Annotated in this window: 21 protein-coding genes; 9 read left to right on the top strand and 12 right to left on the bottom strand. The window is 68.8% G+C overall.

Annotation, left to right across the window (positions count from 1 at the left end; all coding sequences use genetic code 11):
• Positions 1 to 2,979, top strand: a complete 2,979-nt coding sequence (locus tag P3H15_RS10655; RefSeq protein WP_276137201.1) for an MMPL family transporter — start codon at positions 1 to 3, stop codon at positions 2,977 to 2,979.
• On the opposite strand, the gene P3H15_RS10650 is transcribed toward P3H15_RS10655, so the two are convergent.
• From P3H15_RS10650 to P3H15_RS10630, 5 genes are all read right to left on the bottom strand, one after another.
• Complete coding sequence (locus tag P3H15_RS10650; protein WP_276137200.1) at positions 2,954 to 4,816, bottom strand: DUF2339 domain-containing protein; 1,863 nt, start codon at positions 4,814 to 4,816, stop codon at positions 2,954 to 2,956. The two genes, P3H15_RS10655 and P3H15_RS10650, sit on opposite strands and share 26 nt — an antisense overlap.
• 66 nt (positions 4,817 to 4,882) lie before the next feature.
• A complete protein-coding gene (locus P3H15_RS10645; protein WP_276137199.1) occupies positions 4,883 to 5,533 on the bottom strand; it encodes a DUF1707 domain-containing protein in 651 nt (216 codons plus the stop codon).
• Between the two features lie 61 nt (positions 5,534 to 5,594).
• Positions 5,595 to 6,263 carry a response regulator transcription factor gene (locus P3H15_RS10640; RefSeq protein ID WP_276137198.1) on the bottom strand — a complete coding sequence of 223 codons (669 nt, stop codon included), beginning with the start codon at positions 6,261 to 6,263 and terminating at the stop codon, positions 5,595 to 5,597.
• A complete protein-coding gene (macS, locus tag P3H15_RS10635) occupies positions 6,256 to 7,458 on the bottom strand; it encodes a MacS family sensor histidine kinase (RefSeq protein ID WP_276137197.1) in 1,203 nt (400 codons plus the stop codon). Before macS ends, P3H15_RS10640 begins: the two co-directional genes overlap by 8 nt.
• A complete protein-coding gene (locus P3H15_RS10630; protein ID WP_276137196.1) occupies positions 7,442 to 8,671 on the bottom strand; it encodes an AI-2E family transporter in 1,230 nt (409 codons plus the stop codon). The genes macS and P3H15_RS10630 overlap by 17 nt, the downstream gene beginning before the upstream one ends.
• Positions 8,672 to 8,859: 188 nt before the next feature.
• Between P3H15_RS10630 and P3H15_RS10625 the strand changes: the two genes are divergently transcribed.
• Both P3H15_RS10625 and P3H15_RS10620 read left to right on the top strand, forming a co-directional pair.
• Positions 8,860 to 10,317 carry an adenylate/guanylate cyclase domain-containing protein gene (locus tag P3H15_RS10625; protein ID WP_072947540.1) on the top strand — a complete coding sequence of 486 codons (1,458 nt, stop codon included), beginning with the start codon at positions 8,860 to 8,862 and terminating at the stop codon, positions 10,315 to 10,317.
• 28 nt (positions 10,318 to 10,345) lie between these two features.
• Positions 10,346 to 11,479: a YbhN family protein gene (locus P3H15_RS10620; RefSeq protein WP_276137195.1), complete on the top strand. Its 1,134-nt coding sequence runs from the start codon at positions 10,346 to 10,348 to the stop codon at positions 11,477 to 11,479.
• 21 nt (positions 11,480 to 11,500) lie between these two features.
• On the opposite strand, the gene P3H15_RS10615 is transcribed toward P3H15_RS10620, so the two are convergent.
• Positions 11,501 to 12,352 (bottom strand): alpha/beta fold hydrolase, encoded by an 852-nt coding sequence (locus P3H15_RS10615; protein ID WP_276137194.1) that lies wholly within the window; start codon positions 12,350 to 12,352, stop codon positions 11,501 to 11,503.
• Between the two features lie 86 nt (positions 12,353 to 12,438).
• On the opposite strand from P3H15_RS10615, the gene P3H15_RS10610 reads away from it, so the two are divergent.
• From P3H15_RS10610 to P3H15_RS10600, 3 genes are all read left to right on the top strand, one after another.
• A complete protein-coding gene (locus P3H15_RS10610; RefSeq protein ID WP_276137193.1) occupies positions 12,439 to 13,017 on the top strand; it encodes a TetR/AcrR family transcriptional regulator in 579 nt (192 codons plus the stop codon).
• Between the two features lie 94 nt (positions 13,018 to 13,111).
• On the top strand, positions 13,112 to 13,489 hold the full coding sequence (locus P3H15_RS10605) for a DUF3054 domain-containing protein (RefSeq protein WP_072947544.1): 378 nt from the start codon (positions 13,112 to 13,114) through the stop codon (positions 13,487 to 13,489).
• 59 nt (positions 13,490 to 13,548) lie between these two features.
• On the top strand, positions 13,549 to 15,021 hold the full coding sequence (locus P3H15_RS10600) for a peptide MFS transporter (RefSeq protein ID WP_276137192.1): 1,473 nt from the start codon (positions 13,549 to 13,551) through the stop codon (positions 15,019 to 15,021).
• Positions 15,022 to 15,045: 24 nt separating this feature from the next.
• Here P3H15_RS10600 and P3H15_RS10595 read toward each other — a convergent pair whose 3' ends face one another.
• The 3 genes from P3H15_RS10595 to P3H15_RS10585 form a co-directional block, all read right to left on the bottom strand.
• Positions 15,046 to 15,783, bottom strand: a complete 738-nt coding sequence (locus P3H15_RS10595) for a sulfite exporter TauE/SafE family protein (RefSeq protein ID WP_276137191.1) — start codon at positions 15,781 to 15,783, stop codon at positions 15,046 to 15,048.
• Between the two features lie 79 nt (positions 15,784 to 15,862).
• Entirely contained in the window at positions 15,863 to 17,542 is a 1,680-nt protein-coding gene (locus P3H15_RS10590) for an NTF2-like N-terminal transpeptidase domain-containing protein (protein WP_276137291.1), read from the bottom strand.
• A 96-nt stretch (positions 17,543 to 17,638) separates the two neighbouring features.
• A complete protein-coding gene (locus P3H15_RS10585) occupies positions 17,639 to 19,447 on the bottom strand; it encodes a penicillin-binding transpeptidase domain-containing protein (protein ID WP_276137190.1) in 1,809 nt (602 codons plus the stop codon).
• Positions 19,448 to 19,541: 94 nt separating this feature from the next.
• On the opposite strand from P3H15_RS10585, the gene P3H15_RS10580 reads away from it, so the two are divergent.
• Positions 19,542 to 20,108, top strand: a complete 567-nt coding sequence (locus P3H15_RS10580) for a hypothetical protein (RefSeq protein ID WP_276137189.1) — start codon at positions 19,542 to 19,544, stop codon at positions 20,106 to 20,108.
• Between the two features lie 141 nt (positions 20,109 to 20,249).
• Positions 20,250 to 21,848 carry an ABC-F family ATP-binding cassette domain-containing protein gene (locus P3H15_RS10575; RefSeq protein ID WP_276137188.1) on the top strand — a complete coding sequence of 533 codons (1,599 nt, stop codon included), beginning with the start codon at positions 20,250 to 20,252 and terminating at the stop codon, positions 21,846 to 21,848.
• 31 nt (positions 21,849 to 21,879) lie between these two features.
• Here the strand turns inward: P3H15_RS10575 and P3H15_RS10570 are convergent, their stop codons facing one another.
• Positions 21,880 to 22,350, bottom strand: a complete 471-nt coding sequence (locus tag P3H15_RS10570; RefSeq protein WP_124395234.1) for a nucleoside deaminase — start codon at positions 22,348 to 22,350, stop codon at positions 21,880 to 21,882.
• A 65-nt stretch (positions 22,351 to 22,415) separates the two neighbouring features.
• Between P3H15_RS10570 and P3H15_RS10565 the strand changes: the two genes are divergently transcribed.
• A complete protein-coding gene (locus P3H15_RS10565) occupies positions 22,416 to 23,219 on the top strand; it encodes an alpha/beta fold hydrolase (protein ID WP_276137290.1) in 804 nt (267 codons plus the stop codon).
• Positions 23,220 to 23,222: 3 nt separating this feature from the next.
• Here P3H15_RS10565 and P3H15_RS10560 read toward each other — a convergent pair whose 3' ends face one another.
• Complete coding sequence (locus P3H15_RS10560; RefSeq protein ID WP_276137187.1) at positions 23,223 to 23,600, bottom strand: VOC family protein; 378 nt, start codon at positions 23,598 to 23,600, stop codon at positions 23,223 to 23,225.
• Between the two features lie 65 nt (positions 23,601 to 23,665).
• Positions 23,666 to 24,904: an acyl-CoA dehydrogenase family protein gene (locus P3H15_RS10555; RefSeq protein ID WP_276137186.1), complete on the bottom strand. Its 1,239-nt coding sequence runs from the start codon at positions 24,902 to 24,904 to the stop codon at positions 23,666 to 23,668.
• Between the last annotated feature and the right edge of the window lie 11 nt (positions 24,905 to 24,915).

The raw sequence follows: 24,915 nt of genomic DNA, 5'->3' as shown, positions 1-24,915 counted from the left end.
GTGTTCGCGAGCTGGGGAAGCGTCGTCTACCGGGCCCGATTCACCGTCATCGGCATCATGGTTGCCTTGTTGCTCGGTTCGGCCGCGTACGGCCTGGGCCTCGAGAAGCATCTCAGCCAGAGCGGCTGGGACGATCCGGGCTCGGAGTCGGTCGCCGCGGCCAAGCTGGCTGACGGCACCTTCGGCCGCGACACCAACAGCGACGTCGTCGCGCTCTATACGGCGCCCGAGGGCAAGACGATCGAGGACCCCGAGTTCCAGGCGAAGGTCGTCGCGAACCTCGAGCGTCTGGCCGCGGAACACCCGGACAAGATCCTCAAGATCAACGGCGGCTATTTCAAGGTCGGCACCGCACCGCAGCTGGCGTCCGCCGCGGACGCCGACAAGCAGCACGCGATCGAGAGCGTCGCGATCGTCGGCGACAACGACACCGAGGTCACGGCCAATTTCCGCGACGTCAAGGACGAGTTCTACATCGACGGCGTCGACGTGCAACTCGCCGGTCTCCAGCCCGTGTCGGGTGCGCTCAACGACACGATGGCCACGGACATCCGGCGGATGGAGCTGCTCGCGATCCCGGCCGTGGGTGTGCTGCTGTTCTTCGTGTTCGGTGGTGTCATCGCGGCGGCGCTGCCGCTGATCATCGGTGGCCTGACCGTGGTCGGCGCCAACGGCATCGTCCGTCTGATCACCAACTTCACCGAGGTCAACTCGTTCGTCGCGCCCGTGGTCTCCCTCGTGGGGCTGGGCCTGGCCATCGACTACGGGTTGTTCATCGTCAGCCGGTTCCGAGAAGAGATGGCGGAGGGGTACGACACCCGCTCCGCCGTCCGCAGAACGGTGATGACCTCGGGCCGCACCGTGGTCTTCTCGGCGACGATGATCGTCGCCAGCCTCGGCGGTCTGCTGCTGTTCCCGCAGGGCTTCCTGAAATCCGTCGCCTACGGCGCCATCGCGACCGTCGGCCTCGCCGCCCTGACGTCGATCACGATCCTGCCCGCGATCCTCGGCATCCTCGGCAAGCGCGTCGACGCCCTGAGCCTCGACCGTTTCCGTCAGACCAAGAACACCGAGGAGATCGAGGCGAGCATCTGGGGCCGGCTCACCCGCTGGGTGATGCGCAACCCGCTCAAGGTCACCATTCCCATCGTCGTCGGCCTGCTCCTGCTGATCGTGCCGCTGACGGGCATCAAGTTCGGTGGCATCAACGAGACCTACCTGCCCCCGGACAGCACGACCCGCGCCGCGCAGGAACAGTTCGACGAGATCTTCCCGAATCTGCGCACCGAACCGGTCAAGCTCGTGGTGTCCGACGCCGACAACAAGGCGCTCGGCCAGATCATCAAGGAAGCCAGTGGCGCCCCGGGCCTGATCGAGCGGTTCACCCCGGAGGGCGCGGCCAAGGACGGGGTGGTCGTCCTCAAGGCGGGACTCGTCGACCGCAACGAGTCCAAGCCGACCATCGACTATCTGCGCGCCATGGACACTCCGGACGGCGTGCAGGTGCTGGTCGGCGGCACCCCGGCGATCGAGCAGGACAGTATCTCCGCGCTGCTCGACCACCTGCCCACGATGGTGATCTCCGTCCTCTTCCTGACGACGCTGCTGATGTTCCTGACGTTCGGCTCGCTGGTGCTGCCGATCAAGGCGGCGTTGATGAGCGCGCTGGGCCTCGGGTCCACGCTGGGCATCCTGACGTGGATCTTCATCGACGGGCACGGTTCGGAGTGGTTGAACTTCACCCCCGGACCGATCATGTCGCCGGTGCTGGTGCTGATCATCGCGATCGTCTACGGCCTGTCCACCGACTACGAGGTGTTCCTGCTCTCCCGCATGGTCGAGGCGCGGGCGCAGGGGGCCAGTACGACGGAGTCGATCCGCATCGGCACCGCGCACACGGGCCGCATCATCACGGCGGCCGCGCTCATCCTCATCGTCGTCACCGGCGCGTTCGGGTTCTCCGAACTCGTGATGATGAAATACATCTCCTACGGCATGATCGCCGCGCTCATCATCGACGCGACCCTCATCCGCATGTTCCTCGTCCCCGCCACCATGAAGCTGCTCGGCGACGACTGCTGGTGGGCGCCGGCGTGGATGAAGCGGATCCAGGAGAAGACGGGTCTCGGGGAGCCCATCCTCGACAACGAGTTGATGCCCACCGACGTCCCGGAGCTCACCCCGATCGGTGCCGTCCCGCCGCAGCGCAAGCTCGCGGCGCCGCCCGCACCCCGGAAACCGGAACCGCTCACCGAGCCGATCCCGCTGGTGACCGCGCGGGCGCTGGCCGCGAAGATGTCCGAGGACGACGCGAAGGCGCGCAAGGCACAGGACGAGGCCCGGCGGTCGGCGACCGGCCGCCCGGCCCGGCCGCCGGTGGAGATCGAGGAGCCGGCCTCGGAACCGCAGACCACCGCGCTGCCGCAGCCTGCTCCCCCGCGTCCGGCCCCGACGCAGTCCCGTCCCACGCCGGCGCCGCGGCCCGCACCGCAGTCGCGTCCCGCTCCCCGGCCCCGCCCGGCGGCGGCCCCCGCCCCGGGTCCGGCCACCGAGTCGCGTCCCATCGAGAGCTGGCTCGCCGACCTCCGGTCCACGTCGGCCGCCGAACCGCGGCCGATCTCCTCGCCCGCCGAACCGCGACCGAGCGCGTCGGCGCCGTCACTGCCGACGCGCTCGCCGCGCTCGGTGCCCGCACCGTACGAGCAGGAGACCCCCCAGTCGTCTCCTGCCCGCCCGGTGCCGCCGATCCCGTCGCGGCGTCGCGCCGCCGAGCCTGCGGAACCGGTGAACGGCGGTAGGCGCACCAACGGCGCGCCTGCCAACGGGAGCCCGGCCAACGGTGCCCCGGCAAACGGTTCGCGCCGCCGCGCCGAGGAGCCGCCCGTCGATCCGGACGACGCCTCGAGCGGCAGGCACCGCGCGGACGACGGCAACGCCGTGAGCGTCAGCGAACTCATCGCTCGGCAGAACCGGCGCTGACGGAGCCGTTCGGCGTTCCCCGCCCGGCCTCCCGCTCCGCGAATTCACGCGCGTAGCGGGTGCCGGCGAGGAGCAGCAGCAGGCCCACCACCAGGAACGCGAGGACGCGGAACAGTCCGTCGAGGGTGGCCAGGTCGAACAAGAACAGTTTGGCCAGGGCCGCGGCGGTCAGTCCCAGTCCGACGCCGAGCGCGGTGTGGGCGTAGTCGCGTCGAGCCAGTCCGAACACCAGGGCCGCCGTCGCCGCCGCCATCCACGCGATGGTCGCGGCGCAGTGTCCGGCGATGAAGCCCGCGGACGTCCCGGTGAGCGCCGTCCCCGCGGACACCGTGGCGGTGGTGACGGCGTACAGGATCACCAGGCCGGCGAGCACCCACCACGGCTGGGTGTCGGCGGTGCTCAGCAGCTTCAGTGTGTGCGCGTACCAGACGAACAGGAAGACCGTTCCCGCGAGCACCAGCGACGACAGCACCGTGGTCACCCCGAGCGCGTCGAGCGCGCGGTACTCGTCGACGAGGACGAACGGCGGCGCGGCGATCGCGAAGGCGAGCCCGCCCACGACGGTGAAGACGGCACCGACGGCGTATGCGATCCGTGACTCCGCCTGCCCGCCGACGGTGAGGAACAGTGCCGCCACCCCGAGCAGGACGAGCGGTGCGAGGTCTTCGCTCGACCCGAGAAGGCAGGCTTCGAGCAGCGCGAGGGTACCCACGCCGGCGAGCGCGATCCGGGCGTGGTTCGGCAGCGACCGGGCCACGGCGAATGCGGCGAACATCGCGGCGGCCAGTGCCAGCGCGATCAGCGTGGACCCGAGCCGGTCGAAGAGGTGACCGATCACCAGCGTCGGGACGGCCGTCGTGACGATCATCGCGGTCGCGGTGACGTCGCGAGAGTTGCTGCGCAGCAGGATGATCGACGAGACGAACCCGACGAGGGCAACCAGTGCGGCGGAGGCCAGCAGCCAGAGCCGTTCCGGCCGGTCGTAGAGTCCGGTATTCGCGATCGCGATCACCAGTGCGATCACCACCGGGCACGTCCTCGCGATCGCCAGGTACAGCCAGTCGCGATCGAGTTGCGCCGGGAAGCTCGCGACCTGGATCACGAACAGGAACCCGATCAGGGTGAGCGTGATGCCGTCGGTGAGCACGGGTGCGAGCACGGCGGCACCGGTCACCACGAGCAGGGCGAGGGGTTGCGAATCCCACTTGACTGCCAGTGTGACACCGGCTCCCGCGATCCCGAGCGCCACGACCATCGCGAGCACCGGCAGCAGCCAGTGATAGACGACCGCCACGGCCACGACGTCCAGGTAGGCGCCGGCGATACCCGTTGCCGCGAGCGCGATCCCGCCGACCCGGCCGCCGGGACGTCCGAAGACGCGGGCACCGGCGACGACGAGACCGGCCGAGAACAACCCGCCCGCCACCACCCGCAGTTCGGGGCCGAAGAATCCGGCCTGCGCCGCCAGCACGAGCAGCATCACCACACCGATCAGGGTGACGGTGACACCCGCGACGGCGAGGACGCGGCTGATCATCCCGTCGCGCTGCCACCAGGGTTCGCGAACCACCCGGGGCCGCGGCGCGGGAGCCGGCGGGTACGGGATGGCCGGTGCGGGCGGCGGAGGTGCCGGGGCAGTCTGCGGCACCGGTGGCCGGTACATCGGCTGGGGCACCGGCTGGGGCTGGGGTTGGGGCCGCGGGACGCTCGCGAGTTGCGCCTGCAGGACGGCGAGGTTCTCACCCACGTGACGCATCTGCTGACCGAGCGCCGAGAAGTCGCCGGACAGCTGCGCGACGAGCCGGGGGTCGACCGAAGGAATACCAGGTGTGGACATGGATCAATCGTCCTGCGGCGACGGCGTCCACACATGAGTAGGCCTACTCGAGAGGCCTGGGTCGTGCTACCCGAACATGCGGCGGATCGACGTGCCGAAGGGGTGCTTGGCGGTCACGTTCCCGAACCGGACCTTGCCGCGGACGACGAGGTGCAGCGGGCCGATGGGAGGGCCGGTACGCACCTTGTTGGTCGCGGAACCGCCGACCGTTTCAATGCCGTTGAGGTCGACGGTCGCCTCCTCCGGCACGACCAGCGAGATCGTGCTCGCGTAGTCGTCGATCGTCACGTGCACCACCTGAGTGGACATGACGGCGCGCGTGAAGTCGAGCGTCACCGTCGACAGCCGGGTGTTCACCTCGAGGGCGGGGGGAACGTTCCACGAGCCGGTGCGGCTGACCGACGACATCCGGCCGCGGACGACGTCGCCGGGGAGCGGTGCCGGTGACCGGTGCACGGTCGGCGGAACCGGCGGCGCCGGGCGGGACACGTACGGCTGGTCGGGGTACGGCGGCGGCGTGAACTCGGAGATCAACTGGATTCCCGGCAGATCCACCAGGACGACGTTCAGCTCCGCGCGCGTCTTCGCGGCGAGTGCCGTGTCCATCCGTTCGGTGAACTCCCCGAGCGAGAGCATCCCCTGACCCACCGCCCGCTGCAGCAGTTCGCCGACGTGTTCCCGCTCCGCATCCGATACGCGTAGGTCCCGTGCCTCCATACCGACCAGGCTAGCGCCCGTGAGTACTTGTTAACCGCCGGACGTTAACAAGTACTCACGGCTACTCGAGGCCCTGCTCGATCGCGTACCTGGTCAGCTCGACGCGGTTGGCCAACTGCAGCTTGCGGAGGGTGGTCTGGACGTGGTTCTCCACGGTGCGGTGACTCAGCGACAGCTTGTTCGCGATCTGCTTGGCGCTGAGTCCTTTCGCGACGAACCGCAGCACCTCGGTCTCCCGCTCCGTCAGTTTGGGGACCGCGGGCCCCTGCTCGTCGGCGGGCGCAGTCGACATTCGGCGGTACTCCCCCAGTACGAGTCCCGCGAGCCCCGGCGTGAACACCGCCTGCCCGGCCGCGGTGGCCCGCACCGCGTCCAGCAGTTCCTCCACGGACGCGCTCTTCACGAGGTACCCGGACGCGCCTGCCTTGACGGCGTCGAGGACGTCGTCACGCTCCGACGAGGCGGACAGCACCAGCACCCGGCTGTCCGGCGACACGTCCAGGACGGCGGCGGTGGCCGCGGCGCCGTTGCCGTCCGGCAGTTGCATGTCCATGAGGACGACAGCGGGACGGGTCGCCGCCGCCCGGCGCCCCGCGGCCGCGACGCCGTCCGCCGTGGCGACCACGGTGAACCCGGCACCGTCGAGGTCGCGGGCCACGGCGTCCCGCCACATCGGGTGGTCGTCGACGACCATCACGGTGATCTGTTCGCCGGTCTCCGGGTCACCCATGCGTTTCGTCTCCCTTCGGCACGCGGATCTCCCATTCGGTGCCCTGGCCGGGTTCGGTGTCGAGTTCGGCGGTGCCGCCGAGTGCACCGACGCGGCCCAGAATGGATTTCGATACTCCCATGCGACCCTCGGCCTCCGCTTCGGCCAGCCGTCCCGGGGCGATGCCGCTGCCGTCGTCGCGGACGCTGACGATCACCTCGGCGCCCAGATCCTCCAGCAAGACGTATGCCCGGGCGCCGGTCCCCGCGTGCAACGCGACGTTGGACAGTGCCGTGTCGACGATCGCGACGAGTTCGGTCGCCCGTCCGCGCTCGATCGTCACCGGATCCGCCGGAGTCGACACGGACACCGTGGTGCTCGCCCGCGTGCCCAGCAGCAGTCGCACGTCGATCGCGCTCCCACCCAGATCCGACGCGACCCCCGCGCCCTGCTCGGAGATCAGCATGCGCAGCGCCACCTCCTGCTCGCCGGCGAGCTCCGCGAGTTCGGCTGCGGGACCGCCGATCTCGTTGCCCCTGCGACGGACGAGCGCCAGCACCTGCAGGACGCCGTCATGCACCTCGCGGGCGAGTCGTTCCCGTTCCTCGGTGGCGGCGGCCAACCGCACCGCCTGCTCCAGCTGGGCCTGCGCGCGCCTCGCGGTGGTGGTGGCGAGCCCGAGCGCCAACCCCACCGACACCAGGACTGGTGCCGTCGCGTCCTTCCACAGGTCGAGGTTGACCTGGTCGCGCACCACCGCGCTGACGGTCGCCATGAGCACCCCGGACGCCATGCCGAGCCACGGCCCGCCGAAGACGGCGGCGGAGATCACCGCGTTGGTGACCCACAGCGTCGTCGGCAGCGTCTGATGGTGGCTGTACCACTCGTGATCGGAGACGAGGCGCGTCGATGCCATCAGCGCGATGGCGATCACCTGGTCGGCGATCACGACCTGGTAGCGGGGCACCCTTCCGTGGGACAGCAGGACCGCGGACAGTCCCGACCACACCGCCATCAGGGCGACGAAGAACCAGCTCAGCCGCTGATGCGTGTAGTACTGCACCGACACGATTTGGTAGCTGATCGCGTACACCAGCGTGACGAGCCGGAACGCCTGCGCCGCACGCCACAGCGGGGCATCCGGCTGGGTGTCGAGTTCGGTCGCGGCTCTCGGCCGGTAGTGCAGGCGGGTCCGGTGTTCACTCTCGTCGGTCATGGGTCTGCGCCGGGTTCTCCGAGTGCGGGTCGTCGTGGTGAGGCGGTGTGTCGGCCTCGGCCGGATAGAGCGGGACCGACGGGTCGTCGACCTCGAGTGCGTCGTAGGTGGCCTCGGGATCCGCCGACAGTAGTGACCGCACCGCCGTGTTCAGCAGCGCGACGATCGGCACCGCCAGCAGACCGCCGACGATCCCGGCGAGGACGATGCCGGTGGTGATGGCCAGCACCACCGCGAGCGGATGCAAGCGGACCGCGCGGCCGAGCAGCAGCGGTTGCAGCACGTGGGCCTCGAGTTGCATCACCCCGATGATGATGCCGAGCACGATCAGCGCGGTGAGGAATCCTTTGGTGACCAGGGCCACGAGCACCGCGAGGAAGCCGGTGAGGAACGCACCGACGATCGGGATGAACGCGCCGATGAACACGAGCGACGCCAGCGGCAGGGCGAGCGGAACCCCGAGGATCGCGAGTCCCGCCCCGATCCCGATTGCGTCCGCGGCGGCCACCGCCACCGTGGCCCGGACGTACCCGATCAGCGAGCCGAACCCCTCGCTCCCCGCCAGCCGGACCCGCCGCCGGGACGCGGACGGGACGAGGCGGGTGACGAACTCCCAGATCTGCGAGCCGCCGTAGAGGAAGAAGATGAGGGTGAACAGCGTCAGCAGGGCGCCGGTGAAGATCTCCCCGACGACCGTGGCGGTGGTCAGTGCGCCACTCGTCAACTGTTGCCGGTTCTCCTGGATCGACTTGACCACCGAATCGCCGGCCTGCCGGATCTGATCCTCGCTGAAGTGGAACGGGCCGTCCGTGAGCCAGCCCTGGATCTGTGTGACGCTCGCCTCGAATTGTTCGGTGAGGCCGGGGAGACCCTCGATGAACTGCTCGACGACAAACGTCATGATCCCGGCGACGATGCCGATCGAACCGATGAGGACGACGAGAACGGCGGCCGACCGCGGCACCCCCTTGCCCTGCAGCCAGTCGACGAGGGGCACCAGCAGCGCCGACGCCAGGAGCGCCAGACCCACCGGGATCAGGACGGTGTCGAGCCTGGTCACGATGTATCCGAGGGTCAGCAGGCCGGCGAAGATGACCAGCAGCCGCCACGTCCACTCGGCCGCCACCCGCACCACCGGGTGCACCGACGCCGAGGGGTGACCCCCGCCCTGTGTTACCGCGGCAGTGTCCGAGCGTTGCTCGTTCGCGTTCACCTGCGGAGCGTATCGGGGTTCGGGCGGCGCCGGGTGCTTCGCGCGGGAAACCCGTGCGCAGGGCACGCATATGCGCCGTTTAGGGGACGTGTCCTACGCCACCCGGTACACCCCCCGCTAAATTGAACGGCGTGCGGAAATCCTATAGAGCGATCGCGGCGACGGTCCGCAGCAGATGGCCGCTCTATATGATCTCGATGCTCCTCGCCAATTTCATCGGCGCCATCCTCGTGTTCGCCTTCGTGCGGTACGGGGTGCCGATCCCCGAATCGGCAGCCATCATGGCCGACCGGGTGCGCAACGTCGCGATCTTCGGCGGCTATCTCGCGTTCGCCGCCGTGGTGAGTCTCACGGCCGCCGCGATGATGCTGCGATCGGTCGTCCGCTGGCAGTTGCGTGGGGGTCCGCCGACGCGCAGCGAGCAGATGTCGGCGCTGCACGCGCCGCTGCGGCAGGCGATCGTGCACCTGGTGCTGTGGATCCTCGGCGGCATCATCTTCGTTCTGCTCACCATCACCGAGATGCCGGAACTGGCGGTCGCGGTGATCGTCACCGTCTGTATGGCCGCGACCACCACGTTCGGCTTCACGTACATGCTCGGCGAACGCATCCTGCGACCGGTGGCCGCCCGCGCGCTCAGCGAGGGCGAGTTCGACCGAACCATGGCTCCCGGCGTCGGCACCCGGATGGCGATGACGTGGGGCCTCGGAACGCTGATGCCCGTCATCGGCATCATCCTGCTGTGCGTGACGCAGATAACCACCGACCTCGTGTTCTCCCCCGACGCGCTCGCGTGGGCGATCATGCTGCTGTCGATCATCGCGATCGCGCAGGCGTTCGCGCTGTCGATGCTGACGGCCAGCCAGATCTCCGACCCGATCAAGCAGCTGCGGCGGGCCATCGAACGCGTCCAGCGCGGCGCCACCGACGTCCGGGTCGAGGTGTTCGACGGCAGCGAGGTCGGGCGCCTGCAGGTCGGGTTCAACCGCATGATGCGCGAGTCGGACGAGCGGCGGCTGCTGCGTGAGCTGTTCGGCCAGCACGTCGGTGAGGATGTGGCGCGGCGGGCACTGCAGTTCGGCACCGAACTCGGCGGCGAGACGAGGTTCGTCGCGGTGCTGTTCGTCGACATGGTCGGGTCCACCGGCGCCGCCGCGGAGCGTCCCCCCGGCGAGGTCGTGAACCTGCTCAACGAGTTCTTCCGCGTCGTCGTCGACGTGATCGACCGGCACCACGGCTTCGTCAACAAGTTCATGGGTGACGCGGCGCTCGCGATCTTCGGCGCCCCACTCGACCGCCCCGACGCACCGACGGCGGCGCTGGCCGCGGCCCGGGAGCTGCGGTTCGCGTTGAACGAGATCACCGGCCTCGACGTCGGCATCGGCGTCTCCGCGGGCCTCGCCGTCGCCGGCAACATCGGCGCCGCCGAACGCTTCGAGTACACGGTGATCGGAGACCCCGTCAACGAGGCGTCGCGGCTCACCGAACTGGCCAAGCTGCACCCCAGCCGCGTGCTCGCGTCGACGAGTGCCCTGTATTTCGCGGACGACGACGAACAGGCGCACTGGGAACTCGGCGAGCAGGTCCAGCTGCGGGGCCGTCGCCGCAACACCCATCTGGCTTGGCCGGAGGACTATCCGGAGTAATCCGCTACCCGTTGGTTACGCTGGCCAGGTGGCACAGCCTCGATCCGACCCGCCCACTGCCGAGCCTCCTCGGCAGCGAAGCCGATACTGGTGGATCAAATGGCTACTCGGCGCCGGCCTCCTGGCCCTGCTGACCGTCGAGGGCATCTATCTGTGGCCCACGCTCAGCGACTCGTGGAAAGCGCTCACCGAGATTCACTGGGGGTGGGTCGCGGCGTGCATCGCAGCCCAGGCCGTGTCGCTGAGCGGGTACGGAGCAGTCCAGCAGCGGCTGCTTCAGGCGGGCGGAGTCGTCGTCAGCCAGCTGAAGTCGGTGTCCGTGATCTACGCGAGCACCGCGATGGCCGTGAGCCTGCCCGCCGGTCAGGTGTTCTCCACCGCCTTCACCTACAAGCAGACCCGCAAGTGGGGTGCCACCCCCATCGTGGCGTCGTGGCAGCTGGCGATCTCCGGCGTGATCGCCGCGGGCAGCCTCGCGCTTCTCGGCGCCGCGGGCGCATTCGCGGTGGGCACCAAGGTGAGTCCGGTCACTCTGGTGCTGTCGCTGGTGGCCGCGTTCGGCTTGTTCTACGCACTGCGATACATCTCACGTAACCCCGACTCGATCGAGTCGATCGGGCTGTGGGTGCTCGCCCGGTACAACAAGTTCCGCAAGAATCCCCCCGAAGCCGGCGCCGAGCGGTGGCGGGAGATCCTGAGTCAGCTCGATTCGGTCGAGCTGAGGCGCAAGGATTCGATCATCACGTTCGGGTGGTCGGCGGTGCACCGGCTCGCCGACGTCGCCTGCCTCGGTTTCGCGTGCTGGGCGGTGGGCGCGGAACCGTCGTTCGCGGGTCTGCTGATCGCGTTCGCCGCGGCCAAGGCCGTGGGCAGCATCCCCCTCGCGCCGGGCGGGCTGGGGTTCGTCGACGGCACATTGATCGCCACGCTGACCGCGGCCGGGGCCACCGCGTCGCAGGCGCTCGCGGCCGTGTTCGTCTACCGCGTCGTGAGCTACATCCTCGTCGCACTGGTCGGCTGGGTGGTGTTCCTCATCCTGTTCCGGCACAACCAGCACGAGGACCTGGAGATGGACCTCGAATTCGAACGCCGGGAGCAGTCGACCCCGACCACCCACCGGACGCAGCACCCCACGGAGTCCGAGCCCGACTCCCAGCCGTGAGTACTTGTTAACGTCGGGCGGTTAAGAAGTACTCACGGGTGGCGAAGCCGCAAAGGCTCGGATCGCCTCCGCGACCACGTCCGGGCGGTCCTCGGGCATCAACGTGTAGCTGTCCTCGACCTCCCGCAGTCGGGCGTGCGGGTACAGCTCGGCCAGTCGCCGGCCGTGGTCGCGGGGCATCACCTTGTCCTCGACCGCCCACAGCACGAGGACCGGCCGGTCGAAGTTCCGGTTCGCCTCCGCCCATTCGCGCAGCGTCGACTTGGACGGAAGCGACGTCGTGTACTTGCGCAGGTCCCGGCGTACCCGGCGATCGGTGGTCGCGGGGCGGAACCAGCCGTCCATCACCGGTTTCGGTACCGGACGCTTGCTCATCCATCCCCACGCCGCGGGAGCCCGGCGCATCGCCCGGAATCGCAGCGCCTGCATGGTCAGGGCGAGGCCACCGGGGACTGCCACCGCGAGACCGATCGCGCGACCGGGAATTCCCGGTGGGTAGTTGTCGAACGCCTCGCACGGCGTGAGGACGAGGGCCCCGACGCGGCTCGTGTCGCCGAGCGCGATCAGCACCTGCGCGCCGCCCCAGTCGTTCTGCACGAGCGTGACGTCCGTCAGGTCGAGTTTCTCGAGGAACTCACCGATGAGCAGACCGAGACCGCGCAACGAGAGGTCGGCGTCGGCGCGCATCGGGATGCGGTGCGCGCCGAGCGGGAGAGTGGGGAGAATGCAGCGGAAGTCCGGGACGAGTCGCTCGACCACGTGCCGCCACACGGTGCCGTCGATGGTCAGGCCGGAGACGAACACGAGGACGGGGCCGTCTCCTCCGGTGTCGTCGTACTCGACGGTGCCTGCGGAGAGTTCGATCTGCTTCATGGCGCTCACTCCACTTGATAGATCGTTCTACTGAGACTCAGGTTACGATGGGGTGCGCACCGAGCGCAACGGCCGGAGGCAGAAAAGTGAACGACACCAAGGCCCGGATCCTCGGCACCAGCAGCGACCTCTTCCGCCGCAACGGCTACACCGGGACCGGACTCAAGCAGGTCGCGACGGAGGCCCGCGCGCCGTTCGGGTCGATCTACCACTTCTTCCCGGGCGGAAAGCAACAGCTCGGCGAGGAGGTCATCCGCACGTCGGGCGAGGAGTACGCGCGGCTGGTGTTCTCCATCCTCGACGCCCATCCCGACATCCTCGAGGGCATCGAGGTCGGGTTCCGGCTGGCCGGCGAGACCCTGGTGGCCACCGATTACGCGGACGCCTGCCCCATCGCCACGGTCGCACTCGAGGTCGCGAGCACCAACGAGGTGCTCCGCGTCGCCACGGCGGACGTGTTCACGAGCTGGATCGACTCCGGCAGCGCGCTGCTGCGGGCCCGCGGGTTCGGCGAGGCCGATGCGAGGCGCCTGATCCTGGGGTTCGTCACCAGCCTGGAGGGCGCGTTCGTGCTCGCCCGCGCGCTCCGCAGCACCGAACCGCTCGACGCGGCCGGGGCCACCGTGCTCGCCGCCGCGCGCGCCTGCCTCCCCCCACGTGAGTGAGAAAACGTCCCCGGACACGCTTTGCCGCTCACGTGCCGGGTCGCTGAACCGATCGGGCGGAACACCGCGACGGCACCACCTCTAGGCTGGCCGTGTGAAGAAGTACCTCCCCGCGCTCGCCCTGGACGTCGTCCTCGTCATCGTGTTCTGCGCCATCGGCCGCCGCAGTCACGACGAAGCCAACGCCCTGACGGGCCTGGCGACCACGGCCTGGCCGTTCCTGTCCGGTCTGGCGGTCGGCTGGCTCGCGACTGTCGCGCTCTACCGCGACAAGTTCGACGCGTTCCTCATCGTCCCGACGGGCATCGTGGTCTGGCTGTCGACGCTCGTGGTCGGCATGCTGTTACGCGTCGTGAGCGGCCAGGGCACGGCGTTCAGTTTCATCATCGTGGCGGGCACCGTTCTCGCCGTGTTCCTCCTCGGCTGGCGCGCCGTCGCGAAGATCGTGACGAAGGCCCGCGCCACCACCTGATACCGGCGAATCCGCCCCGACGGCACACGAACTGCCGCTCGAGGTGAGACAGTTTTCCCATGAGTGACACCATCGATCCGGCCCGGGACGAGCGGCGGTCCGACCGCGGTTTCTTCGGCCAGCCGTTCGCCCTCGCGAACCTGTTCGGCGTCGAGATGTGGGAGCGATTCTCCTTCTACGGGATGCAGGGCATCCTGATCTATTACCTCTACTATTCGGCCTCCGAAGGTGGCCTCGGAATCGCCGAATCGTCCGCGACCAGCATCGTCGGCGCCTACGGCGGCACGGTGTATCTGTCCACCATTCTCGGCGCGTGGATCGCCGACCGGCTCCTCGGCTCCGAGCGAACCCTGTTCTACAGCGCCATCCTCGTCATGCTCGGCCACATCGCCCTGGCGGTGTTCCCGGGTCTGTGGGGTGTGGGCATCGGTCTGGTCTGTGTCGCGTTCGGCAGCGGTGGGCTCAAGGCCAACGCCACGTCCCTGGTCGGGGATCTGTACGACGAGCACGACGAGCGCCGCGACGCCGGATTCTCCATCTTCTACATGGGCATCAACATCGGCGCGCTCGTCGGCCCACTGCTGACGGGCTGGGCGCAGGACGCCATCGGCTTCCATGCCGGCTTCGCGCTCGCCGCGATCGGTATGGCGCTCGGATTGATCCAGTACACACTCGGCCGCAAGCGCCTCCGGGGCATCGGGGCGGAACCGCCCAATCCCCTCCCCCGCACCCAGCGGCCCAAGTGGATCGCGATCGGCGCCGCCGCGATCGTGGTGATTGCGACCCTGTCCCTGACCGGGGTGATCACCGCGGCCAACATGTCGGACATCGTGGTCGGCCTCACCATCGTTGCGGCGATCGGCTACTTCGCGATCATGTTGTCGAGCCATCGCATCACGGCCGTCGAGCGCAGCCGCGTCTACGCGTTCATCCCGATGTTCATCGCCAGCGCCGTGTTCTGGTCGCTGTTCCAGCAGCAGTTCACCACCGTGGCCGTGTATTCGGACAAGCGACTCGACCGCAACCTGTTCGGCTGGGACTTCCCGCCGTCGTGGGTGCAGTCCATCAACCCGGTCTTCATCATCATCTTCGCGGGTGTCTTCGCTGCCGCGTGGACGAAACTCGGCCCCCGTCAGCCGTCGTCGCCGATCAAGTTCGCGGCAGGCACCATCATCATGGGTCTCGCGTTCCTGGCGTTCATCCCGATGTCGGGTGGCGGCGCCAACAGCGCACCGCTGCTGGGCCTGGCCGGCATCCTCCTGCTGTTCACGTTCGCGGAACTGCTGCTGTCGCCGGTGGGACTGTCGCTGTCGACCAAGCTGGCGCCCGAGGCGTTCCACACCCAGATGGTGGCGTTGTTCTTCCTGTCCGTCGCCCTGGGCACCGCGATGGCGGGCACGCTGGCCAAGTACTACGACGAGAACAACGAGGTCCCGTACTTCACCGCGGTCGGGCTCGGCTCGATCGCCGTGGGCGTGCTCCTCGCCATCGGGGCGCCGTGGATCAAACGTCTGATGAAGGGCGTGCACTAAAATCCGCTGCGCTGAGAAACGGTCTCAGCGCACCCACAACCACACGGCCAAACCGAAACCCGCCATCGCGATGACGACGCGGAGGATGGACGGTGGTATCCGCCTGACCACGGGTGGGCCGCACCAGCCACCGGCCAGGGCGCCGATCGCCATCGCGGCGGCGGCGCCCCAGTGGACGGGGCCGAAGGCCGCGAACCCGATCGCGGCGACGAGGTTCGCGACGCCGAGGAGAAAGCTCTTCAGGATGGTCGCGCGCCAGATCTTCTCCGAGGTGAGGATCAGGGCGATCGCCAGGAAGATGACACCGGCGCCCGCACCGAAGTACCCGCCGTAGATGGCGACGACGAACAGTGACACCGCGTAGGTGCGGGGCATGTCCCGCCCGCCGGCCAGCGCACGCAGCCGGGGTTGCAATAGAAGCGCCAGCGCGGCGAACGCGACCATGAACGGGACGATCGCCTCGAACGACCCCGCGGGCGCCAGCAGCAGGATTCCCGCGCCGACCAGGCCGCCCGCCGCCGAGTACAGCGCCCACCGCCACAGCTTGGGACCGGTGTCGGCGACCTCCCGCGTCGAGTTGGACAGCGCGCCGACGCCGACCGCCACCATCGCGACCGTGTTGGTGACGTTGGCGGTCACCGGCGGCAGACCGACGGCGAGGAGTGCGGGATACGACACGATGGACGCCAGGCCGGTGACGAACCCGACCAGTCCCGCGAAGAACCCCGCTACGACGAGAAGACCGATATCAAGCAGGGACACAAGGTAGAAACTTACCCTTGCTCACTTACTCCCTCAGCGGGGACGGTCCGCCCCTCAGCGCGGACGGTCCCCGTCGTGGTCAGTTCGCCGGCTTCGCCATTTCACGGAAGAGCATGTCGGTCATCTTCACCGCGCGGTCGCCACCGTCGGCGTCGGCGACGAAGACCGCGAAGGCCAGGTCGCCGCGTGAGCCGTAGAACCAGCGGTCGTCGCCGCTCGCACCGTTCATGCCCATGAGGTCCGGGTAGCCGTTGAGGTACGACGCACCGCCCCGCACCACGTTGTCGCGCATCATGCCCCGCAACTGGTCGTTGACGTTCGCCGGAAGCGGCTGAGCGGCCACGTCGGTGGTGCCCGGCTGTCCCTGGACGATCATCGGCGCCGGCGCGCTGCCCCGTGCGATCGACGCGGCCAGCATGGCCATCCCGAACGGCGTCACGGCGGGCAGGTCGCTGTCCTTGCGGTTCATCACCTGGTTCATGCCCGACTGGTCGGCGGTGAAGACGGCGGTCTGATGGTCGAGGCCCGGGATGTTGTAGTTCATGCCGAGCCCGAGCTGATTGCCCGCCTTCTCGATGTCCTCGATCGACAGCGAGGACGGGTCGACGCCCTTCTGCAGTCCGGCGGCCCTTTTCACGAGATCGAGGTTCGATCCGGCGGGATAGAGACCCTGGAACGCGATCGGCCCCTGCTCCATCGCCTGGTTGTTCTGCGCGGCAGCGAGCACGGCGCCGGAGGACGGCTGGATCGCGACGATCGCCGCGGGGGTTCCGACGCTGACCACGGCTTCCTCTGCTGCCAGTTGCAGGTGGGAGTCCACCGTCGCGACGATGTCCGGCCCGGGCGGGCCCTGGAAACCGGCCTGCGGGATGAGCGTGCCGTCGGGGTCGACGAGGTGGACGGCCCAGCCGGCCGTCGCGTCCCGGTTGGCCTGCCACACCTTGCGCAGCGGATCCAGCAGCGGTGTCGTGATGCGCCGATCCGATGTGATGAGCTTCGGCGTCTTGATGGTGATCACACCGGGGATCGCGAGGTCCTCCTCGAGGAATTGCCAGTCCTGGTCGCGCAGCAGCACGGCGGTGACCTGCTGGCCGGGTTTGTCGGCCATCTCCGCCATCATCGTGTCGGCCGTCACGAGGGGAGCCACCGGCTCGAGGACCTCCGCCAGACGCCGGGTGGTCGCGACCGGGTCGGGCATCGTCGCGGGGTCGAGGGTGACCGAGTTGATGGTCTGCTCGTTCATGAGCAGCCCGCCGAGTGCGTCGAAGACCCGCGGCGGCGCGGCGTCCGTCCGGTCGTAGCGGACGACCCGCCCGTTGCCCAGGTCGGGCGCGAGGATCGACGGATCCCAGGAGATGCGCCAGCCGACGGACAGGTTCCGCACGCCACCCTGGACCTGGTAGCTCCAATCCTTGCCCTCACCGAAATGCCAAGCGGCACCGACGGTGAAGAAGCCGGAATCCGAGCCGAGATCCATGAACTGGGTCACGTCGAACTTGGCGTCCTCGGGATGGAGGCCGTCGAACATCTGCTGAATCGCCGTCTCTGCGGCGTTGGGATAGGAGGTCTGCGCTGCAGCGGCAGCGGCGTCGCCCTCGTTCAGTGCGTTGACGAAGTCGTCGACGACCGACTGCGCGGTCGCCTCCTCTTTCGACAGCACGCACGACGCCAGAATTACCGCCAGAACGACAGCCGACGTCAGGGCGATCACGTATCGGTTACGGCGGCCAAGCGATCGTCCATTCCCCATGTCCACCATCTTGCTTTCAGTCACATGCGTAACAAGCACCATTTGCCTACGAAGGAGTTACGGTTGAGCCACAACTTATCCCCGAACAGCAACGCGCGAACGGGTTTATCGAAGAAAACGCCCCGCAGCCTGCACAGCAGGGGCCGAACTGTCACCTGTTGCAACAAAGACCGCAAATGCTAGGTCGTCCTTGATTCCGACGAACCAGCCGTGAGCGGGACCACTTCCGGACTCGGCCGTGCCAGTTTTTCCGAGCAGCCCCGGAATGTCCTGCAGCGCAGTAGCGGTACCTCCCGTCACAGTTTCGCGCATCATCGTCCGGAGGTCGGCGGTGACGTTCGCGGGCACGGCGGGTGCCGTCGTGTCGGCGGTCCCGGGTTGTCCCCGCACGATCATCGGCGCCGGCGTGGAACCGTCCGCGATCGATGCGGCCACCATAGCCATGCCGAACGGCGACGCAGTGACCTGCCCCTGTCCGATCGCGGACTCGACCCGGGCGGCGGGACTGTCGGCGATCGGCACGTTGCCGGTGACGGTGGTCAGTCCGGGCGTGACGTAGTCGACGCCGAGCCCGAACTGCAGCGCAGCCTTCTGCAGGGCGTCGGGCGGCAACCCGACCGCCAGCCGTCCCATGGTGGTGTTGCAGGACCGGGCGAACGCGGTGTGCAACGGGACCGCGCCGAGGTCGAATTCGTCGTCGTTGGGGATCTGCCTGCCCTCGATGTTCTCGGTGCCGGGGCAGGGCAGGACGGTGTCCGGGGTGGCGGCACCGGCCTGCAGCGCGGCGGACGTCGTCACCGTCTTGAACGTCGATCCCGGCGGGTAGAGGCCGGTGAGCGCGATCGGGCCGAGCGCGTCGGCGGGGGCGTTCTGCGCGACCGCGAGCACCTCACCCGTGGAGGGCCGCAGGGCGACGATCGCGGCCTGCTGCGGCACGTCGGCGAGCGCCCGCTCGGCGGCCATCTGCATCGGGAGGTCGAGGGTCGTCGCGATGTCGGGGGCGTCGGGGCCCTGTTCGCCGGCGACGGTCTTCGCCGAACCGTCCTGACCGACCAGTTGCACGGCCCAGCCCGCGGACGCGTCCTGCCCCTGCTGCCACAGGTCGCCGAGCCCGGCCAGGGTGGGCGAGGCCAGCGCCTTGTCCGTGCTGAGCAACCTGGTCTGCGGGGCGAGCGTGACTCCGGCGAGTTGCCGCAACTGCGGTTCGATCGGCGCCAGGTCCTCGGCCCGCAGCGAGATGGCCGTGACCGGCTTGCCCTGGGCGCCTGCCAGATCCTGCTGGAGCGTGGCCGCGGTGATGGTCGGTGCGATGGGCGACAGCAACGACGCGACCGCCGCCGTGTCGGCGCCCTGGTCGAGGTCGACCAGCGTGACGACCTGTTGCTCGAGGATCGGCGCGCCATTCGCGGCGAGGACCTTCGGCGGTGTTCCCGTCGTGGTGGTGTACCGGACGGTGGTGTCGTCGGTGAGTCCGGGTGCGAGCACGGCCGGGTCCCAGACGATCTTCCAGTCGTCGCCTTCCTTGGTGGCGTTGCCGGTGGTGCTGTACTTCCATTCCTGCCCCGGGGCGAACGGCCAGGACACGTCCATCGTGAACGTTCCGCCGCCCTCGCCCGACTCCTGCACGTCGGTGCGGGTGTACGTGCCGTCCTGGTTCCCGAGCCCGTCGTACATGGCCGTGATCGCGGCGGTGGCGGCCGCCGGGTCGGTGGTGAGCGCGGCGGCAGCCTGCACGTCGTCGCTGTTCAGCGCGTCGGCGAACTGCTGCGACACGGTGTCGGGCTGGTCCGGTCCGAAGAGTCCGCAGGCGGAGAGCACCGTCGCGAGGACGGCGATTCCGGCGGTGGCCTTCCGGGTGGGGGTGGGACGGATGGGGCTGTGACGAACGGTTGAGGTGCGCACGGACTCGATCATGCCTGACGTGGTGGCGCGCTTCGAATAATCGGTGTAATCATGTAATCAGTGCTGCATCACAGTGATCGTGGCACCCGGCTCCCAGGAGGACGCCATGAGAAACGCACAAGGTCCGGGCTCCCGCCGCTTCGGCCGCCCCGGTGGATGGCAGCAGGCGGACGTCCCGGACGCGAGCGACGCGGCCGAGTGGTTCGCCGGCCGCCTTCCCGACGACTGGTTCACCGGCCCCGCGACCGTCGAGGTCGACCGCGAGGAGATCGTGGTGGTCGGCGAATTGCCGCCCGTCGAGTCCGCCGACTCCTATTCGGAGGCCGCGATCGACGGACGCATTTCCCGGTTCCGCGAAACCACCCGGGGCGATCGAATGCGCATCGCCGACGAGGCCGAACGGCGCTACGGGCGCAAGGTCGCGTGGGGCGTCAGCCTCGACGGCCACAAGACGCTGTTCACCCACCTCGCCGTTCCGGTGATGACCCGGCTCCGCCAGCCCGAACGCAAGGTTCTCGACACGCTGGTCGACGCCGGTGTGGCGCGGTCGCGGTCGGACGCCCTGATGTGGACGGTGCGCCTGGCGGGCCAGCACAGCGAACAGTGGCTCACCGAACTCCGTGAAGCCATGGCGAAGGTGGACGACCTCCGCGCCGAAGGTCCCCAGATTTAATTCGATTGCACGGGTATCGGTGGCGTCCTATCGTGAACGTCACCGATGCGCACCGGGCGCGTCAGACAGAGGGGAACGGTCCATTGCTCCTGACGAGGTAGTCACGCGAGTCTTCATCCGCACGCACCTCGGGAGTACCCCATGGCCCAGTCATATCTGTCTCTGTCCGACCTCACGTTCACCTGGCCCGACGGCGAGCCTGTCTTCGACGGCCTCGACGCCGTCTTCGGCCCCGGACGCACCGGCCTGGTCGGTCTCAACGGTTCCGGAAAGTCCACGCTGCTCCGGCTGATCGCCGGGCGCCTGCGTCCCGACCGCGGGTCGGTGACGGCGCAGGGCGAGGTGGCGTACCTGCCGCAGGACATCACGCTCGACCCCACGCTGAAGATCGACCGGATCCTCGGCATCGACGATCTTCGGGCGGCGTTGCACCGCATCGAGTCCGGCGACGGCACGCCCGAGGATTTCGATGCCGCGACCGGCCGCTGGGACATCGAGGAGCGGGCCGTGTCGACCCTGCACCGGCTCGGTCTCGAGCGGGTGCTCGGCAGCACGTCCGACCTCGACCGGACCGTCGGCACCCTGTCCGGTGGCGAGACCGTGCTGCTCGGTCTCACCGCGCAACTGCTGAGGGAACCGGAGGTGCTACTACTCGACGAGCCCACCAACAACCTCGACGGCGCGTCCCGCGGCAAACTCTACGAGGTGGTGCAACAGTTTCCGGGCACGCTGCTGGTGGTCAGCCACGACCGTGCCCTGCTCGACCTCATGACGTCCATCGCGGAACTGCGCGGCGGCGAGATCCGCATGTTCGGCGGGAACTTCAGCGCGTACCAGGAGATCGTGGAGGCGGAGCAGGAGGCCGCGCGGGCCGCGGTGCGCGACGCCCGCAGCGACGTGCAGAAGCAGAAGCGGGAACTCGTCGAGGCCCGCATCAAGATCGACCGTCGTAAGCGGTACGGGCAGAAGATGTTCGAGAACAAGCGCGAGCCGAAGATCGTGATGGGACTGCGGAAGCGGCAGGCGCAGGAGTCAGCGGGAAAGCTGCGGAACAATCACATCGCCAAGGTCGACGAGGCGCGGGAATCGCTGACGGAAGCGGAGAGTGCCCTGCGGGACGACCGCGAGGTGCGCATCGACCTGCCCGCCACGGAGGTGTACTCGGGTCAGGAGGTGGTCTCCGTCCGGGACCTGAGCCTGCGCAGCGGACAGCAGGTGTCGCTGGACGTGGTCGGTCCCGAGCGGATCGCGCTCGTCGGACGCAACGGCGTCGGGAAGACGACCCTGCTCGACGCCGTCGTGGCGGCGGGACCGCGGGTGCCGTTCAAGGCCCTGCCACAGCGACTCGACGTGTTCGACGAGTCGCTGACGGTCGCCGAGAACGTGGCCGCGGCGGCGCCGCACGCGTCTCAGGAACAGATCCGCGCCCAGCTGGCCCGGTTCCTGTTCCGGGGCAACGATTCCGATGTTCTCGCGTCGGCGTTGTCGGGTGGGGAACGGTTGCGGGCCGCCCTCGCGACCATCCTGCTGGCCGAACCCGCCCCGCGACTGCTGCTGATGGACGAGCCGACGAACAACCTCGACCTGCCGAGCCTCGCGCACCTCACGCAGGCGCTGCGCAGTTACCGCGGTGCACTGATCGTGGTCAGCCACGACCGGCAGTTCCTCCACGACATCGGTGTCACCCGGTGGCTGGAGATGACGGGAGAGGGCCTCCGGCCATGTGCGCCTTTCCGGTAGCCCCCGCTACCAGAAGGCGCACGGGCGAAGCCTATTCGGCGACGCCGATGTCTTCGTGCCAGAGTGCGGGCCTGCTCTCGATGAATTCGGCCATGAGGTCGATGCAGTGCTGATCGCGCAGGACGGTGACGTCGACGCCGTTCTCGCGGAGCCATTCGTGACCGCCGGTGAACGTGACGCTCTCCCCCACGACGATCGCGCCGATGTTGAACTGCCGGACCAGTCCGCTGCAGTACCAGCACGGCGACAGGGTGGTCACCATGATCGTCGAGCGGTAGTCACGCTGACGCCCGGCGGCGCGGAAGGCGTCCGTCTCGCCGTGGACGGACGGGTCGCCGTGCTGGACCCGCCGGTTGCGGCCGCGGCCGAGCAGGGTTCCGTCGCCGGCGAACAGCGCGGCCCCGATCGGGATTCCGCCCTCACGTTTGCCGAGTTCGGCCTCGGCGATCGCCACGGCCAGCAGTTCCTCGGGGTCGAGCGCGGGATTCGGGGGAATCGGCATGCCACCAGTATCGCCCCCGGCCTGTGCGCCCGAGTGCACTCCGGGAGTCGGCCGCGACGCGCGTGATGCAGACTGGGCGGGTGCAGCACGCTACCAATCCCGTCGACGGCGTCCGGATCGCGTACCAGACCGTCGGCGACGGGGAACCGCTCGTCCTCGTCCACGGCACGGCTCTCTCCCACGCGATCTGGCGCGGATTCGGTTACGTCGCCGCGCTGCGTGATCGGTACCGGCTGATCCTGGTCGATCTGCGGGGCCACGGGCGCAGCGACAAGCCGCACGACGAGGACGCGTACGCGATGGATCTGCTCAGCGGCGACGTCCTGGCAGTCCTCGACCACCTGGAGGTTCCCAGCGCGCACGTGCTGGGGTATTCGCTCGGCGGCCGGGTCGCGCTGGCGTTGGCGGTCGGCGCGCCCGAACGCCTGGAGAGCCTGATCGTCGGCGGTGGCAGCAGCCTCCCGCAGGCGGGCGCGTTCGACCGGCTGTTCTTCCCGGGCTGCATCGACGTCCTCGAGCGGGACGGTATGGACGCGTTCCTGGGGCAGTGGAATGCGCGGCGCGGGTGGCCGATCGACGCCGGGACGCGGGCGGCGTTCATGGCGAACGACGCGAAGGCGCTCGCCGCGTACATGCGGCGTTCCGGTGTGGAGCCGGGTGTCGACGACGACGTCCTGCGCAGGATCACCGTCCCCACCCTGCTGTTCGTCGGCTCGAACGACGCCGAGCGGATCGGCGACACCCGGCGGGTGGCGGCGCTGATTCCCGGTGCGTCGCTGACGATCCTGCCCGGTTTCGACCATTCGACGGCGGTGGCCGCGAGCACCGAGGTGCTCGCGGCCGTCGAGCCGTTCCTCGCGGCGGTGTGACCGCTACACCCATTCGACCAACTGGATGATCACCCCGTTCGGGTCGCTCATCTGGAAGTAGCGTTCGCCCCACGGCTCGGTTTCGATGGGCGTCACGATCGGGACGCCCTCCGCCTGCAGCCGCTCGTATTCGCCGTCGATGCCGTCGACGACGAATGCGATCAGCAAACCCTGGCCGGCGTCACCGGCGATCCGCGCGGGTTTGAACGTCTCCAGTCCGGTCTTCAGGAAGACCAGATTGAAGCCGACGTCCGCACGCTTCAGCGACACGAAGCCCTCGGCGGCCATCTCCTCGACGAAGCCCAGGTGGGACTTGGCGAACTCGGCCGACGCGACGGGGTCTGCGACGTTCAGCGACAGTGCGCTCGCGGTGACCTTCACGGTGTGTCCTTTCGTTGACGACACCCCACTAACGTACGCCGTACGACATTTGTTCCCGGGGGGCCTCACATCGCCAGCAGGCCCTTCGCGATGTGCGTCACCTGGATCTCGTTGCTGCCGGCGTAGATCATCAGTGACTTCGCATCGCGCGCGAGCTGCTCGACCCGGTACTCGGCCATGTAGCCGTTGCCGCCGAACAGCTGCACCGCCTCCATCGCCACCTCGGTGGCGGCCCGCGAGGAGTAGAGCTTCATCGCCGACGCCTCCGCAAGGCTCACCCGATCCCCCGCCGCCGTGCGCTCGATGGCGTTGAAGACCATGTTCTGCACGTTGATGCGCGCGATCTCCATCTCGGCGAGCTTGAGCTGGACGAGCTGGAACTGGGCGATCTCCTTGCCCCACAGCTTGCGGGACTTGGCGTAGTCGACGCAGAGCCGGTGGCACTCGTTGATGATGCCGAGTGACAGCGACGCGATACCGATCCGTTCGGCCGCGAAGTTCTCCTTCGCGCTGGACTTGCCGTCCGACTTGCCGCCGTCCTCCGTCTCGCCGAGCAGACGGTCGCGGGTGAGATGCACGTTGTCGAAGAACAGTTCCCCGGTGGGCGAGGAGTTCATGCCCATCTTCTTGAACGGCGCCCCCTGGGTGAGCCCCTCCATGCCCGCGTCGAGGACGAAGGCGAGGACCTTCCGGTCGCGGCGGTCGACGGACGAGTCCCCCTCGTCGAGTTTCGCGTAGACCACGATGACGTCGGCGTAGGGACCGTTGGTGATGAACGTCTTCTGCCCGTTGAGGATGTAGTCGTCGCCGTCGCGGCGCACGTAGGACTTCATGCCGCCGAACGCGTCCGAGCCGGAGTCGGGCTCGGTGATCGCCCACGCTCCGACCTTCTCGAACGTGACCAGACCGGGCAGCCAGCGCTCCTTCTGCGCCAGCGTCCCGCGACTGCGGATGGTGCCCGCCGCCAGCCCCAGGCTCACCCCGAGCGAGGCGACGAGCCCGAGGCTGACGCCCGCCAGTTCGGCATTCATGATGACGCCCATGCTGCCCGCGCCGCCGAGGCCGCCGGATTTCTCCTCCTTCGCGCCGGAGGCCGCGTCGCCGCTGCGTTCGCGGTCCAGGGACTTCGTGAGCGCCTCCCGGGCCATCTCGTCCAGGCCGAAGGTGGCGAAGAGCTTGCGGATGATGTCGAACGGAGGCAGCTCGCCGGTCTCCAGCTTGTCGACGTGCGGTCGAATCTCCTTGTCGATGAAGCCGCGGATCGCGTCGCGGAACATCAGGTCGGTATCTGACCACTCATACATGCCGGGCACTC

Origin of the sequence: Rhodococcus sp. T2V (assembly GCF_029269925.1) — a bacterium.
In the GTDB taxonomy this organism is placed as follows: domain Bacteria; phylum Actinomycetota; class Actinomycetes; order Mycobacteriales; family Mycobacteriaceae; genus Rhodococcus_F; species Rhodococcus_F koreensis.
This window is presented reverse-complemented; position numbering and strand designations above follow the sequence as displayed.